Genomic DNA, 13918 nt, shown 5'->3' with positions numbered 1-13918 from the left:
ATCCACCGCGGGCGCACTGTTCACCCGCCACCCGGAATGCTTAAAGTGAGAGCATGCTTCCCCAGATTTCCGTCGGCGCACTCGGCGGCACCATCGCAATGAGCTCCCAGAGCGCGAGCACCCCCGTCAACCCCCAACTCGGGGCCGAGGACCTGATCGCCGCCGTCCCCAACCTGCAGGACGTCGCCCGGATCAGCGCGAAGACCATCAACAACGTCGCCTCCCCGGCGATCACGATGTCGGATATCCTCGCCGCCCTCCGCTACGCGGAAGAGGCGGTGGACGCCGGCGCCGCGGGCGTCGTCCTCACCCACGGCACCGACACCCTGGAAGAGACCGCCTTCCTACTCGACCTGATGTGGGGCCGGGAGGAGCCGATCGTGCTCACCGGCGCGATGCGGTCACCGAACCTGTTAAGTTCCGACGGCCCGGCGAATCTCATGTCCGCCGTCATCACCGCCGCCAGCCCGGACGCCCGTGGCCTCGGCGTCCTCGTTGTTCTGGACGACACCGTCCACGCCGCCCGCACCGTCGTGAAGACGGACGCGACCGCACTGTCCACCTTCCAGTCCCCTGGCTGGGGCCCGCTGGGCCGGATCTTTGAGCGCGAGCTGCACCTGCAGTTCCGGCCCGCCCGGCGCGAGGCCGCCCAGCCCGCGCCGGCGGACGAGCCGGTGCGCATCCCGATCGTGGAGAGCGCGGTGGCCGAGGACGGCGAGTGGGTCGCGGCGTTGGCGCAGATGAATCCGCGGGCAATCGTGGCCAGTGGCCCGGGTGTGGGGCACCTGGCAGTGCCGGCCGCCGATGCTCTGGAAAAGGTGCTCGAGGAGGGCACCCCGGTGATCGTGGCCTCCCGCACAGGGGCGGGGCGGACCCTGACCCACACCTATGGCTACCCGGGCTCCGAGGCCGATCTGCTGGAGCGCGGCTTCCTCCTCGCCGGTTCGCTCACGGCCCGGAAGGCCCGTCTGTTGGCGCACGTCCTGCTGGCAGCGGGGGCTGATTCCGAGCAGCTGCGCGAGGGCTTCGCCCGCTTCGGGCACTAGAACAGCCTGAGGCAGCGGGCCACTCAGCGGTAGCGGGCACGAGGCAGGCCAGGCAGCGTGAACCTCGCCCCTCCCGGGCGCCCCGGCCGCCGTGGCGCGCCGCCCGCTCGCTATAGCCCTGCCTATTCGCAGGCCACGCCGTCGCGGTCGCCGTCCAGACCCGGTCGGTAACCGGGCTGACCAGCGTAAATAGGGGCAGCACCGGCCGCCCGGGCCGCGGCGCAGTTCTTGTAGTACACCGCGCCACCCGACTGCGCGGGCGCCACCGGCGCTGGCGCAAGCGGTGCCGGAGCTGGCTGGGCCGGGGATGGTCGCGGCTTCGGCGGCGCCGGCTGGGCTGGCTGCGGTGGCGGGAGCTGGGCGGCACCAGGTCGCAGCAAGCCATCGATGGCGTTCGGGCCGGTGCCGGTACCGTCCCCGGCGAGGTTGATGGAACCCGGGCCACAGCCGTCGAGAACGCGGTTGATGGCCTCCTTCTCCGCGGCGGTGACCCACAGCTGGTAGGCGTGCTTCACGTTCACCTGGATGGCGACGTACTGGCAGCGGAAGCCCTTGTTTTTCGGCAGCCAGGTCGCGGCGTCGCCGTCCCCCTTCTGGGTATTCGCCTTCCCCTGAACGGCCAATAGGTTGCGGTGGTCATTGGCGAAGGCCTCCCGGCGCTCCAGGCTGAGCTGCTGGGCGCCCTTCTGCCAGGCATCCGAGAGCGCCACGACGTGGTCGATGTGCACCTCATTGGAGGTCTGCGGTCCGCGCTGGAAGTTCATGACCTGCCCGGTATACGGCTCCTTGAGTTGCCCGGCGAGCACCTTGCAGCCCTTCGGGGCCGAGACCATCGTCATGTCCCGTGCCAGGACGTCATTGCGCTGATCGCAGCCGTTGCGGTCGATGTCCTTCCACCGCTGGCCGAACTGGGAACGTTCGTAACCGGTCTTCGGCGCGCGCCCCTTGACCGCCAGCTCGTCGAGCTTGCCACGGACGATCCGCACCACGTCCGTGTCCTCCGGCTTCTTCTCCTCCGAGGTCGGGGATGCCTCAGCGTCGGCGGCGGCTTTCTCCTGTGGTGGTGGGGAGGTTTCGGCCGTTTCGCTCGCCGCACTCGTGACGGCCGAGCTCTCGCCGGCTGGCTCTTCGGGTTCGAGATCGCACGCAGTGGCGAAAGTCAGGCTGGCGGCGCCGAGGACCGCCAGTGCTGGGCGGAGCGCCCTAGCGGACCTCTTCCACCGCTGGTGAGGGCTTATTTTCTTCATGGCTGGCAGCATAGCCCACGCCCCCGACAGGCTTGGCTTTCCAAGCGTGAATTAATAGAACACAGAATAGAATCAGGCCGGTCCAGCCTTGGGAATTACCCAGCAGCCACAAGCCCGGTTCGAAGGCATAGCTCTCCTGATCCGGGTACAGGCCGTGCATCCCCAGGTAGTTGGCCACAATCACCAGTAATGCGGCGATGCGCACTGCCCGCGAGCGGGTGCAGAACACCAGTGGGAAGACCAGCACGATGCCGATCCAGTGGTGCGGGACGGCCAGCGGCCCGGCCAGGCACACCCCGAGAATCACCAGGGTCAAAGCGTGCACGCGGCGGCCGGTGCGTTCGAAGCGCCAGGCGCCCCACAGGCTCAAGGCTGCGATGACGATGAAGCCCGGCTTCATGATCGCCAGCGCCGTGTCGCTGTCGACGCCCAGGCGGGCGATCAGCCCGGTCAGCGACTGGTTCGGCGGATACGGCGGCGCACCGCCCCGCTCCTCGTTGACGAACTCGGTGGTCCAGAAGTAGAGGGAGGCCTCGGGGCGCAGGATCCACCCGATGACCGCGGTGAGCAGGAAGAACCCGGCGGAGCGGGCGACGGAAGCGAAGTCCTTGCGCACCAGGAAGATCAGCGCATAGGCCGCCGGGGTGATCTTGATGCCCGCGGCGATACCGATTCCCAGGCCCCGGACGCGTCGCGGCGTGAAGCCGAAAACGTCCGCGGCGACCAGCAGGATCAGAAAGACGTTGATCTGGCCGTAGTTGAGGTGGGCCCGCGCCGGCTCGAAGCAGGTGGCAAGGCCGGTAAGCCCAATGGACCAGGCCCAGAAGTAGCGGTTATCCATCGGCCCCGGCAGGCCAAGCCCACTGCGCTGCAGCCACCGCACCGCCATCGCGATGATGCCAAAGAGGGCTGCCACGCTGGCCAGCGTCCAGAGGACCTCCATGGTCTGCTCCCCCACCCAGGTCAGCGGGGCAAACAGCAGGGCGGCGAAGGGCGGGTAGATGAAGCGGAATCCGGAACGGGTGTCGAAGTCCACGTAGAGGTTCTCGCTGTCGATGAAGGCTTGCCCGGCATCGCGAAACACGCCCACATCCAGCAGGTACGCGGATAGCGCGTGCTGGACGGCCACGGTGATACCGATCGCGCCGACGATCAGCCCCACGACCAGCACAACAGGTCCGAGCAGACGTTGTGCCCGGGCGAAATCTGGTTTTGACATGCGAAAAACCTTAGCAGCCCGAGGAAAACCCGCAGTGTGTCAGCAAGCCCCGCCCACTTATGGGAACATGAATTTTATGAATTCAGCAGTCAAGACGATCACGGGCGCCGTGGGCAAGCCCTTTCAGAAGCTCAAGCTGCCGCAGAAGGTGCTGCGCGAAGGCTTCGAGAACCCCAGCCTGGCACGGCGACTGTTCAATCTGTGGCCCCCGCTGCTGGGAGCGGGCGTGCGCATCACGCACGTCGCGGATGACTGGTCCGCCGGCCGCCTGGAGCTGAACCTGCGCTGGTGGAACCGCAATATGCACGGCGCGGGCTTCGGCGGCACGCTGTTTTCCATGACGGACGTGCTCTTCGGCACGCTGGTCATGGGCCGCCTGGGTTCGGACTACGAGGCCTGGACCCGCACCGGCACCTTCCAGTACCTCTCCCCGGGACGTCGCGGCGCCTACCTCGACGTCGAGGTCACCGACGAGCTGCTCGCCTGGATGAAGGAGGTCGTCGCCGAGGACGGTTACTGCAACGTCCCTTATACCTCGGTGATCTACAACAAGGACGGCTCCGTGGCCGGCATCGGCCAACAGGATCTGCACGTCCGTCCGCGCCGTACGGGCAAGCTTGCCCACCTCAAGCGTGCACCGGAGCCGAAGCACGCCACCGAGGCCCGCGGCCTGGTGCTGGAGTCCCTGGCCAACGCGGTGCTGTGGCACTGCTTCAAGCAGCAGCCGAGCGTGCTGACCTCCTTGATGAGCCGCCAGCGTCGCATCCCTGACCCGGCTGAGCAGATGCGCATGGTGGTCAGCGAGGTGCTGGACCGCGAGGCCGCGACCCGCGAGGAGCTGCTGGAACTGGGCGTGGCGGAGAAGTTCCTGGACTAGACCCGGCGAACCAGCCACCACTGGGCGGGGAACCGCCCTCGCGTCGAGAATAAAAAGCCGCCGACCACGGTGAAAACTGTGGTCGGCGGCTTTCGCGCTAGCTATTCCATTCTGAGCGGCCTCACCGCTTTTCGCCGTTTAGTAGATGGCGGCGGACTCGATGCGGCTCGGCGTGGCGTAGGCGATCGCGGCGGTGCAGACGATGCCCGCGAGCGTGACCAGCGTCGTCCAGTCGCCATCGAGCAGACCGCCGAGAATCACCCACAGCACCGCAGCGACCACCGCCAAGGCAATCACGGCAATGCCGAAGAGGTGCTCATTGCCCGTGCCGGAAACCGGGATGTACAGCAGGCCCGCGCCGATGCCGATCAGGCCGGCAACGACCGCCGCAAGCACAGCGGAGGACACGCCGCCGGCGCCGTAACCCGCGATCTGGGAGACCAGCAGGCCGACGAGGAAGACGACGGCGAAGGTCACGACCGCGCCGAGCAACGCGAGCAGCACCAGGTTGCTGATGACCTTCTTCGTCTGGAAACGGCCGGCGATCAGGCCCTCCTGGGAAGGCTGGGCCTCGTAGTAGCCCTGGTTGTACTGCTCCTGGCCGTAGCCCTCGCCATAACCCTGCTGGCCATAACCCTGGCCGTAGCCTTGCTGGCCATAGCCCTGGTTGTACTGGCCTTCGTTGTTATTGGGGTAGGTCATGCCATCAATCCTTTGTCCTTATATTGTGCGGTGCCCAACTTTACCGGCTGGGCTCCTCTCCATCAGCCGGGCACCGGTTTGGCAGGAAGTCCTCATTATCCTCCCGGGAACTTTTCCGCCCACCCCTCCGACCACTCACATACAGCCGTCTGTGGGCCCAATGCGGCCCCACCACCGGCTACACCACTCACCTAGGCCGGCGCCGAAGGGTGCCGGAAATACGTCGGAGGCGTAAATGGAGTTTTCTCTCCTTGCCGCCGGCGTGGATGCGGCCGGTGGTTTAGACACCGTTGCCTTGTCCCGCTGGCAATTCGGCATCACCACGGTTTATCACTTTATTTTTGTCCCGCTGACCATTGGGCTGGCGCCATTAGTGGCGCTCATGCAGACGTTCTGGGCTGTCACGAAGAAGCCTCATTGGTACCGCGCCACCCGCTTCTTCGGTGTGGTTCTGCTCGTGAACTTCGCGATGGGCGTAGCCACCGGCATCGTCCAGGAGTTCCAGTTCGGGATGAACTGGTCGGAATACTCGCGGATGGTCGGGGACGTCTTCGGCGGCCCGCTCGCCCTCGAAGGCCTGGTCGCCTTCTTCATGGAGTCCGTCTTCCTGGGGATCTGGATCTTCGGTTGGGGCCGGATCCCCACCTGGCTGCACACGCTCTCCATCTGGGCGGTGGCACTAGCGGTCAACCTCTCGGCGTACTTCATTATCGTCGCGAACTCCTTCATGCAGCACCCGGTGGGCGCGGAGTTCAACCCCGAGACCGGACGCGCGGAGCTCACGGACATTGTCGCGTTGCTGACCAACCCCACCGCGCTGGCGGCCTTCCCCCACGCCGTGGCTGGTTCCTTCCTCACCGCGGGCACGTTCGTCCTCGGCGTGTCTGGTTGGTGGTTGATTAAGGACGCCCGGGCCAAGGCGAAGGCAGCTACCGCAACCCAGGATGGCGTCGCTCTGGAAAGCGCCCCGGTAGCCGAGGCGTCGGCGTCGGGAACCGACACGGCAGCGACTGACACCGTATCGTCCAAGGCAGCGGCGTCGTCGTCCGAGAAAACAGCTGCAACCAGCGGCGACAACCGGCACAGCATGCACCGACCGGCGATGAAGGTGGGCCTGTGGACCACCATCCTGTCCTCGATCGGGCTGTTCATCACCGGCGATATTCAGGCCAAGCTGATGTTCGTTCAGCAGCCGATGAAGATGGCCTCGGCCGAGTCCCTGTGCCACACGGAAACCGACCCATCCTTCTCCATCCTCACGATCGGTACGCACAATAACTGCGAATCGGTCATCCACGTGCTCAAGGCGCCGTTCGTGCTGCCTTTCCTCGCGGAGGGCAAGTTCTCGGGCGTGACCCTGCAGGGCGTCATGGATCTGCAGGAAAAGGCGGAGGCACTGTACGGGCCGGGGAACTACTCCCCAAACCTCTTCGTGACCTACTGGTCCTTCCGCGCCATGATCGGGCTGATGGTGGGCTCCCTCGCCCTGGCCTTCTTCGCCTGGCTATTTACCCGCAAGGGGCGCCTGCCGAAGGGCAAGTGGGCGACCATCTTCTCCTGGGGCTGCCTGGCGGCGATCCCCTTCCCCTTCCTCGCGAACTCCTCGGGCTGGATCTTCACCGAGATGGGTCGCCAGCCGTGGGTGATCCACCCGAACCCGGAATCGGTGGGTGATCCACGCACCGAGTCGATCCGCATGCTGGTCGACCACGGGGTCTCTGGGCACGAGCCGTGGGTGGTCATCGTGACCCTGGTGGGCTTCACCCTGATCTACGGCATTCTCGCGGTGGTGTGGTTCTGGCTGATCCGCCGCGTGGTTCTCGACGGTCCGCCGACCGAATCCGCCCCGGAGCCGGTGGCGTCCGAAAATACGCAAGATGACGAAGAAAAGCAGCTGCAGCCTGCGGGAACAGTGAGCTTCGCGCGCGACGCAGAAGGGAAGGAATCATGAGCATCGACCTGCCTACCCTGTGGTTTGGCCTCATCGTTTTCCTCTTCGCCGGCTACTTCATGCTGGAAGGCTTCGGCTTCGGTGTGGGGCTGCTCCTGCCCTTCCTGGGGCGCGACGAGGCCCGCCGTAGCGCCATGATCCGCACCATCGGCCCCGTCTGGGACGGCAATGAGGTCTGGCTCATCACCGCCGGTGGTGCGCTCTTCGCGGCGTTCCCCGCCTGGTATGCGGACATGTTTAGCGGCTTCTACCTGCCGCTATTCCTCATCCTCCTGGGGCTGATTGTGCGCATCGTGGGCCTGGAGTGGCGCACGAAGGTGAACTCCGCGAAGTGGCGTGCCTGCTGTGATGCCGGGATCGTCACCGGCTCCTGGATCTCCCCGATCGTGTGGGGTGTGGCGGTGGCCAACCTGGTGAGCGGCATCCCGGAGAACGCCGCTCACGTCTACCCGCTATTCCACCCTTATGCGCTGGTCGGCGCGGCGGCACTGGTGTGCGTTTTCGCGCTACACGGGCTGACCTTCATCCGGCTCAAGACCGCAGGCGTGCTGCGGAAGGAGGCGCAGCGCTTCATCACCCCGCTGGCGGTCGGCTCGATTGTGTTCGGCGGCGTTTTCGCACTGTGGACCCAACTGGGCTACGGCAAGGCGTGGACCTGGGTGCCGCTGGTGCTGGCGGTCGTGGGACTGCTCGGCTCGGTGGCCGCGACGGTCGCGCAGCGGGATGGTTGGGCCTTCACCGCCACCGCCCTGGCGATCGTGTCCGTGGTTGTGCTGGCCTTCGGGGCGATGTTCCCGATGCTGTGGACTGACCTGGATATTTGGCAGGCCGCGTCCAATCCCTACACCCTGAAGGTCATGACCTGGGCCGGCGTGATCGTGACCCCGTTTGTGCTGCTTTATCAGGGGTACACCTACTGGATTTTCCGACGTCGGATCGTGGCGGAGCCGGTGCATCTCTAATGCAGCTTTTGCGGGTCTCGGCCCCGGCGCGTCGCTGGGTGCTGCTGAGTGCGGCGCTTTCTGTGGCCGGGGTGGGCTTGAGCATCGCCGCTGGCTTGCTGCTCGGCCACCTGGTTGCCGGAGTGCTGGGCGGCGAGGCACCACTGGGCCAGTTGGCACCGGCAGCAGGCGAGGCTCAGCCTGGCGGTATTGGGCAGTACGCCCAGCGCCTGGACCTGGCGCTCTTGGCCTGGCTGGTCGCGGTGGCAGTGTTGCGGGCTCTCGTGGCGTGGGCGCAATCCCGGCTGGGGGATTCCGCGGCGGATACGGTGGTCGCGGAGCTGCGGCGCCGTGGTCTGACCGCGTTGACCCACCGGGACCCGCGCACCGTGGATGTCGCCCAATTCCGCAGCCTGCTCACCACTGGCCTAGACGCCTTCCGCCCATATCTGACGGGTTTCCTGCCCGCGGCGGTCGCCACCTTCTTATCGACGCCTATCGCGCTGGCCGCCATCTGGTTCCAGGACCGTTCCTCTGCGCTCATCGCGGCAGTCACGATTCCCCTAATCCCATTTTTCATGTGGCTGGTGGGCCTGCTCACGGCGGGCCGCACGGAGCGCAAGCTGGCGGACATGGCGCTGCTGAGCGATCAGCTCTTGGATCTGGCGGCGGGGCTGCCCACGCTCACCGCCCATGGTCAGCAGCTGGCCCCGACCTCTGAGGTGGAACGCCTCGCGCGTTCCCACCAGCGCTCGACGATGGGAGTGCTGCGCATCGCTTTTCTTTCCGGCATGGTGCTGGAGTTCCTGGCCACGCTCTCCGTGGCGCTGGTGGCGGTGAATATCGGTTTCCGGCTGCTGGGCGGGGATATGAGTCTGGCTGCGGGACTGGCGGTGCTCATCATCGTCCCGGAGGTCTACGCCCCGATCCGTGAGGTTGGGTCTCGCTTCCATGATGCGCAGGACGGAGCGGCTGCTGCGAACGCGGTGCTGGGTGTCCTCGACGGGCCGGGTGCCCCGGCAGATACGGACACTCCGCCAGCTGCAGAGGATGTGAGCGCGACGCAAACTCTCCCAGACACGGCATCCCTGGGGCTGCGGGTGGTCTTCGAGGACTACTCGGCACCTGGGCGAGATGGAGCCCGGCCGGCGGGACTGACCGGGCAGGCTGAGCCCGGACAGATCACGGTGCTGCGGGGCGATAACGGCTCAGGGAAGTCCACCGCGCTGCTCGCAGCGTTGGGACTCACCGGGGGAACGGGCAGCGCCCGCGTCGAAGAAGTTGCCGTCGCCCCGGTCGCCACGGGTGCCCCGCAGGATGCCCCACAAGATGCCCCCGAGGCGAACAGCAGCAGCGAGGATCACAGTGGCGGCCGCGCCGTCGAGCCTGCTGTATGGGCAGGTCAGGCGTTGTGGCAACGTACCGCCTACCTGCCGCAGCGCCCGGTGCTGGACGAGGCCGCAATCGGCGATACGTCGCAACTCTCGCTGGGCCAGCGCCAGCGCCGCGCCTTCGCTGAGCAGGTGCCCGGCAAGGACCTGCTGATTCTCGATGAGCCGACCGCCCACCTGGACTCGGCGAACGCGGGCCTCATGATTGGCAAGCTGCGTGCCGCGGCAGAAGGCGGCGCGACAGTCCTGGCCGCCTCCCACGATCCGCTGCTGATCGCGGCGGCGGACCGGGTCATCGAGGTGCGCGGGACGAGCGCCGCGTCCGCACCATCCACCGAGGTAAACGAAGGGGGGAACGGCCGATGACCCGCGCCATTATCGCTGGAGTCAGCACACTGTTGTCCGCCATCGCCCTCTCGGTGGTCTCCGCGTGGTTGATCGCGCGCGCCTGGCAGCAGCCGAGCGTGATGGATCTGACCGTGGCGATCACGGCGGTGCGCGCGCTCGGAATTTCCCGCGCCCTGTTCCGTTATCTCGACCGTCTAGCCAGCCACGATGTTGCGTTGGACCGAGCCGCCGCGGTGCGCGTGGACGTCTACGCCCGCCTCGCTGCAGCACCATCTGCGCAGGTCATGGGCCTTGGTCGCGGAGCTTTGCTCGCCCGTATCGGGGAGGACGTCGATGCCCTGACCGAGCGCATCGTCCGCACCACGATTCCGCGGTGGGTCGCGGTCATCACGAGCCTCGTCGCCGTTGTGTTCCTGGCCATCCTCACCCCGCTCGCGGCATTCATCCTGGTCATGGGCCTGCTGGTGGCGGGGGTGCTCGTGCCACGCTTGGCAGCGCGCGCGGAACGGTCCTCCCTCGTCGCGGAGGCTAATGAGGACTATGTCGCGGCAGTGGACCATGCGTTGTCTTCTGCTCCGACGCTGCGGGTGCGTGGCCAGCTCGCGGGTGCCCTGGCCACGGCTGAGAGCGCCGAAGCCGAGCTTCGGTCCCAGCGGCGCCGCGGCCTGGGTTGGGCAGCCGGGGCTTCCGGCCTGCTGAATCTCACCAGCGCGCTGACCACGGCGGCCATCTCAGCACTCGCCGCTCTGGAGTACACGGGTTGGGCTGGTTCCGGCGCGGCGGCGCATTCGCCGCAGTGGCTGGTCGTCGTCGCACTCTTCCCACTCGCCGCCTTCGAGGCGGTATCCACCCTCCCGGAGGCTGCCCGCACTCGGGTCCGGGCCGAGCATTCCCTGTCACGCCTGTACGCCATCCCGGGGGCCGAGGAGGCGGAGACCAAGGCCCAGGACGAGCCCGCGGCAGCTGATGCCGAGGCTGCGGATGGATCCTTCCCCACTCCCTCGGCGGTACGCGTCGACCGCCTGACGGTGGGCTGGGGCAGCGACCTCGGCACCTACAACCTGGACGTCCCCGCTGGTGGGCGTGGCGTCGTCGTCGCGGCGTCGGGAACTGGGAAAACGACCCTGCTGATGACGCTGGCAGGGCTGCTGCCCGCCCGCGGTGGGACGTATTCGGCGCCCGGTGCGCGCTTCATCGCCGAGGACGAGCACATCTTCGCCACGACCGTGCGGGACAACCTCGCGGTGGGGGCACCGAACGCCAGCGAGGAAGCGATGTGGGAGGTGCTGGATCACCTGGGCTTGGGCGTGTGGGTTCGGGGCCTCCCCCGGGGGCTAGATACGGTGCTGGCGCGGGGCGCGGAGGACCTCTCTGGGGGTCAGCGCCGTCGGGTGATTCTGGCCCGCGCGCTGCTCACCGACGCGCCTATCCTTCTGCTGGACGAGCCGACGGAACACCTCGATGACGCGGGCTCCACGGAAGTGTTGCGCCTGCTTGGTTTCCAGGAGGACGCGGATGCTCACGCCGCTGGCTCGGAGGAGATTGTGCCCGAAGGAGCCTGGTCGGAAGAGATAAAGCCGGAGAACGCGGTGGAAATCAGCGCCGAATCCTGGGCTGCTCCCCGTGGCGAACTGCCGGGGGCGCGCGTCGAGCGGACCATCATCATGGTCACGCACCCCCGCTGATATGGCAGCGCACCACGGCGATCCGAGCTGCGCTGCGCAAAATTAAGCGCCGAAGCCCTGCAGCGCGTCACCGTCCAGCCGGTAGGTGTCCCAGCCGGACATCGAGTAGGCGCCGAAGGACTTATAGAACTGAATGCTCGGTTCATTCCACTTCAGCACGGACCACTCCATGCGCTGATAGCCGCGAGCCACGCACAGGTGCGCGAGCTGCTGGAGCAGCAGCTTCCCGAGCCCGTTCTTCCGGTATTCGGGGCGGACGTAGAGGTCCTCCAGGTAGATGCCGTGGGTGCACTCCCAGGTGGAGAAGTTGAGGAACCACAGCGCCATGCCGGCCAGGCGGGGGCGCTCGCCCGGCGCGACGTCTCCGTTCTCGGCGCCGCTGCTGTCCGCGACGCCCCCGTCCTTGATGTCCCGGTCCTCGATATCTCCGTCGAGCACCTCGACGACGTGCCCGAACACAGCCGGGTTCTCGCCGAAGAGGTGCTCGTGGAGGGCTTCCTCGGTGGCGTGGACGGCGTCCGGTTCCTTTTCATACTCCGCGAGGTCCTGGATGAGCTCCAGGATCTGGGGGATGTCGGCTGGGCTCACCCGGCGGAGGCGGAAACCGTGCGGGGCTTGAAGGAGCGGGTCGGTGCTCGCGGTGCGTGGGTCAGAACTCATGCACCACATCTTAGGAGCCCCCACCGGCGGGCTCAGCCGGGCACAAAGAAAAACCGGTGGCCACCTGTTGAAGGTGAACCACCGGTTCCTGCGACCTGGGGCCGCTATTGTGGGCGAAGGGGGACTTGAACCCCCACGTCCGTAAAGGACACTGGCACCTGAAGCCAGCGCGTCTGCCAATTCCGCCACTCGCCCGTGGCTTCATCCGCTCCAAACGATGAGGCTTGGTACGCATGGGTGCAAAGCGTGGGCTTAACGCCGGGTGCGTTTGCAACAGGAAGAAGCGTATCACGAGCTATAGACCACAACAAAATTACCGCGTGACCTGCACTAACCCGGCCCCACCTAGTTATCCCCGTATAATGGCCGTTCAACATGTGTACGTCTACCCCGTTGCGGCGGCGCGTTGCACAGCGCGACCTGCCCTTCACCACGAGCGAAGCACCACGAGGCTAAAGCGATTCACCGATCGCGGCCTTTCTGGTTAGACGGCCTAGACGTCCAAGGAAGGAAAATATCGATGGATCTTTTCGGAAAATTTCGCAAACTGGATAGCGCACTACAGCGGGGCCTGGATAACAGCTTCGCGCGGGTATTCGGTGGCGAAGTTGTCCCGACCGAGATCGACGAGATGCTGAAGCAGCAGGCCGAGGACTCCGTGATGGTGGATAGCGAGGGCAACCGGCTTGCCCCAAGCTTCTTCATCGTCTCGATTTCCCAGCGTGATTACGACTCCCTGAAGGAGAGCCACCCCACGCTGGTCCGCGACCTTTCCGCCCGCCTGGGCCGTTTCATCCGCAACGAGGGATGGACAACGAATAACCAGGTCACGGTTGATCTTCGGGTCGAGGAGGACCTGCACACGGGCCAGCTGAAGGCCGACTCCCGTTTCAAGATCCCCGAGAGCTACTCCCCCGCCGAGGACGAGAATGCAGGCGCCGACGCCGACGCCAGCTCTGCTGGTTCTCAAAGCTCTGCTGAATCTTCCAGCTCCGCTGGTTCTTCCTCCCGCCCGGACGAGGACGTCGCCCCCGGTGAGCGGGAGTGGCCGGAGGACCCCAGCCAGGTGCGCGAGGTCGAGGCCCAGGCTTATGACGCTGATAGCGATTCCTTCCCCGCGCAGACGGGGGCCGCGGGCGCGGGCCTGGGTTCGGTCGTCCGCCCCAGCCCGGGCACGGGCTACGGCGCGGAGCACTCCGATTCGAGCCACCCCGGCACTTCCCAGTCCCCCGCCCAGTCCGTCGACGGTGGGCAGAATACGAACACCGAGGACGCTGGCTATTCCGCCGCTGAGCAGGACGGACCGGCCGTCCAGGAGGACGCGGCCGCACCGGCCGACGAGGACCAGGACGGCGCCGTCGACCCGGAGCACAGCTACCCCGGAACCACGGTGATCACCCACGCCGCGAATGAGGAGGCCCCCGTCCGCGGTGGGACGGGGGAGCCGCGGCCGGAAGCCGAGCAACTGACCGTCACCCTCACCCTGCGGGACGGCAGCGACCGCCGCTACGACCTGGTCGAAGGCAGCAACCTCATCGGCCGCGGGAAGACCGTCGACCTGCGCATCCCGGACACGGGCGTGTCCCGTCAGCACGCGGAGATCACCTGGGATGGTTACGACGCCGTCCTCACCGATCTGCAGTCCACGAACGGTACGTCCGTCAACGGCACTCCGATCGAGAACTGGCTGCTCGCCGACGGTGATGTCATTGCCGTGGGCCACTCCGAGATCGAGGTCCGCTTCCACCACTAGGGCGTTCCAACCCCCTACCGTTTATGAACTGCTCCCCATTAGTTGGACTGAGAAATCAGTTACCGACTAGTGGGGAGCAGTTTCCATTGAGAGCACGA

General features: G+C 66.5%; 11 protein-coding genes and 1 tRNA gene. 7 read left to right on the top strand and 5 right to left on the bottom strand.

The features are described from left to right. The first annotated feature begins 53 nt into the window (after positions 1-53). The gene (locus QP413_RS06970) at positions 54-1046 is read left to right on the top strand and encodes an asparaginase (RefSeq protein WP_284781264.1); all 993 of its coding nucleotides are present in this window, start codon (positions 54-56) and stop codon (positions 1044-1046) included. A gap of 122 nt (positions 1047-1168) precedes the next feature. On the opposite strand, the gene QP413_RS06965 is transcribed toward QP413_RS06970, so the two are convergent. Both QP413_RS06965 and QP413_RS06960 read right to left on the bottom strand, forming a co-directional pair. Then, positions 1169-2305, bottom strand: coding sequence for a DUF1524 domain-containing protein (locus tag QP413_RS06965; protein ID WP_284781263.1), 1137 nt, complete (start codon positions 2303-2305; stop codon positions 1169-1171). Beyond that, on the bottom strand, positions 2250-3512 hold the full coding sequence (locus QP413_RS06960; RefSeq protein ID WP_284781262.1) for a glycosyltransferase 87 family protein: 1263 nt from the start codon (positions 3510-3512) through the stop codon (positions 2250-2252). Before QP413_RS06960 ends, QP413_RS06965 begins: the two co-directional genes overlap by 56 nt. A gap of 76 nt (positions 3513-3588) precedes the next feature. On the opposite strand from QP413_RS06960, the gene QP413_RS06955 reads away from it, so the two are divergent. After that, positions 3589-4389 carry a DUF4442 domain-containing protein gene (locus QP413_RS06955; protein ID WP_284781261.1) on the top strand — a complete coding sequence of 267 codons (801 nt, stop codon included), beginning with the start codon at positions 3589-3591 and terminating at the stop codon, positions 4387-4389. Positions 4390-4527: 138 nt separating this feature from the next. On the opposite strand, the gene QP413_RS06950 is transcribed toward QP413_RS06955, so the two are convergent. Beyond that, entirely contained in the window at positions 4528-5091 is a 564-nt protein-coding gene (locus QP413_RS06950) for a hypothetical protein (RefSeq protein WP_284781260.1), read from the bottom strand. A 235-nt stretch (positions 5092-5326) separates the two neighbouring features. On the opposite strand from QP413_RS06950, the gene QP413_RS06945 reads away from it, so the two are divergent. From QP413_RS06945 to cydC, 4 genes are read left to right on the top strand one after another with little or no spacing between them, the layout of a single operon-like run. Beyond that, the gene (locus tag QP413_RS06945) at positions 5327-7042 is read left to right on the top strand and encodes a cytochrome ubiquinol oxidase subunit I (RefSeq protein WP_284781259.1); all 1716 of its coding nucleotides are present in this window, start codon (positions 5327-5329) and stop codon (positions 7040-7042) included. Next, the gene (cydB, locus tag QP413_RS06940; RefSeq protein WP_284781258.1) at positions 7039-8004 is read left to right on the top strand and encodes a cytochrome d ubiquinol oxidase subunit II; all 966 of its coding nucleotides are present in this window, start codon (positions 7039-7041) and stop codon (positions 8002-8004) included. The genes QP413_RS06945 and cydB overlap by 4 nt, the downstream gene beginning before the upstream one ends. Beyond that, on the top strand, positions 8004-9740 hold the full coding sequence (locus tag QP413_RS06935; RefSeq protein ID WP_284781257.1) for an ABC transporter transmembrane domain-containing protein: 1737 nt from the start codon (positions 8004-8006) through the stop codon (positions 9738-9740). Before cydB ends, QP413_RS06935 begins: the two co-directional genes overlap by 1 nt. Beyond that, positions 9737-11407: a thiol reductant ABC exporter subunit CydC gene (gene cydC / locus QP413_RS06930; protein ID WP_284781256.1), complete on the top strand. Its 1671-nt coding sequence runs from the start codon at positions 9737-9739 to the stop codon at positions 11405-11407. The genes QP413_RS06935 and cydC overlap by 4 nt, the downstream gene beginning before the upstream one ends. A 42-nt stretch (positions 11408-11449) precedes the next feature. Here cydC and QP413_RS06925 read toward each other — a convergent pair whose 3' ends face one another. Then, positions 11450-12076 (bottom strand): GNAT family N-acetyltransferase, encoded by a 627-nt coding sequence (locus QP413_RS06925; RefSeq protein WP_012359327.1) that lies wholly within the window; start codon positions 12074-12076, stop codon positions 11450-11452. Positions 12077-12177: 101 nt separating this feature from the next. Then, a tRNA-Leu gene (locus QP413_RS06920) sits at positions 12178-12262 on the bottom strand. A gap of 325 nt (positions 12263-12587) precedes the next feature. Here QP413_RS06920 and QP413_RS06915 point away from each other — a divergent pair. Next, the gene (locus QP413_RS06915) at positions 12588-13820 is read left to right on the top strand and encodes a DUF3662 and FHA domain-containing protein (RefSeq protein WP_070758887.1); all 1233 of its coding nucleotides are present in this window, start codon (positions 12588-12590) and stop codon (positions 13818-13820) included. Positions 13821-13918: the final 98 nt, after the last annotated feature.

The sequence above is a fragment of the Corynebacterium sp. UMB4614 genome (assembly GCF_030217065.1).
Lineage (GTDB): Bacteria > Actinomycetota > Actinomycetes > Mycobacteriales > Mycobacteriaceae > Corynebacterium.
Note: the sequence above shows the minus strand (reverse complement) of the source record. Positions and strands in the feature narration are given on the sequence as shown.

Bases quoted from the DNA above. Each gene is read 5' to 3' on its own strand.
- QP413_RS06945 (WP_284781259.1), top strand. From the start codon at position 5,327: ATGGAGTTTTCTCTCCTTGCCGCCGGCGTGGATGCGGCCGGTGGTTTA.
- QP413_RS06950 (WP_284781260.1), bottom strand. From the start codon at position 5,091: ATGACCTACCCCAATAACAACGAAGGCCAGTACAACCAGGGCTATGGC.
- QP413_RS06925 (WP_012359327.1), bottom strand. From the start codon at position 12,076: ATGTGGTGCATGAGTTCTGACCCACGCACCGCGAGCACCGACCCGCTC.
- QP413_RS06955 (WP_284781261.1), top strand. From the start codon at position 3,589: ATGAATTCAGCAGTCAAGACGATCACGGGCGCCGTGGGCAAGCCCTTT.
- QP413_RS06915 (WP_070758887.1), top strand. From the start codon at position 12,588: ATGGATCTTTTCGGAAAATTTCGCAAACTGGATAGCGCACTACAGCGG.
- cydC (WP_284781256.1), top strand. From the start codon at position 9,737: ATGACCCGCGCCATTATCGCTGGAGTCAGCACACTGTTGTCCGCCATC.
- QP413_RS06965 (WP_284781263.1), bottom strand. From the start codon at position 2,305: ATGCTGCCAGCCATGAAGAAAATAAGCCCTCACCAGCGGTGGAAGAGG.
- cydB (WP_284781258.1), top strand. From the start codon at position 7,039: ATGAGCATCGACCTGCCTACCCTGTGGTTTGGCCTCATCGTTTTCCTC.
- QP413_RS06960 (WP_284781262.1), bottom strand. From the start codon at position 3,512: ATGTCAAAACCAGATTTCGCCCGGGCACAACGTCTGCTCGGACCTGTT.
- QP413_RS06970 (WP_284781264.1), top strand. From the start codon at position 54: ATGCTTCCCCAGATTTCCGTCGGCGCACTCGGCGGCACCATCGCAATG.
- QP413_RS06935 (WP_284781257.1), top strand. From the start codon at position 8,004: ATGCAGCTTTTGCGGGTCTCGGCCCCGGCGCGTCGCTGGGTGCTGCTG.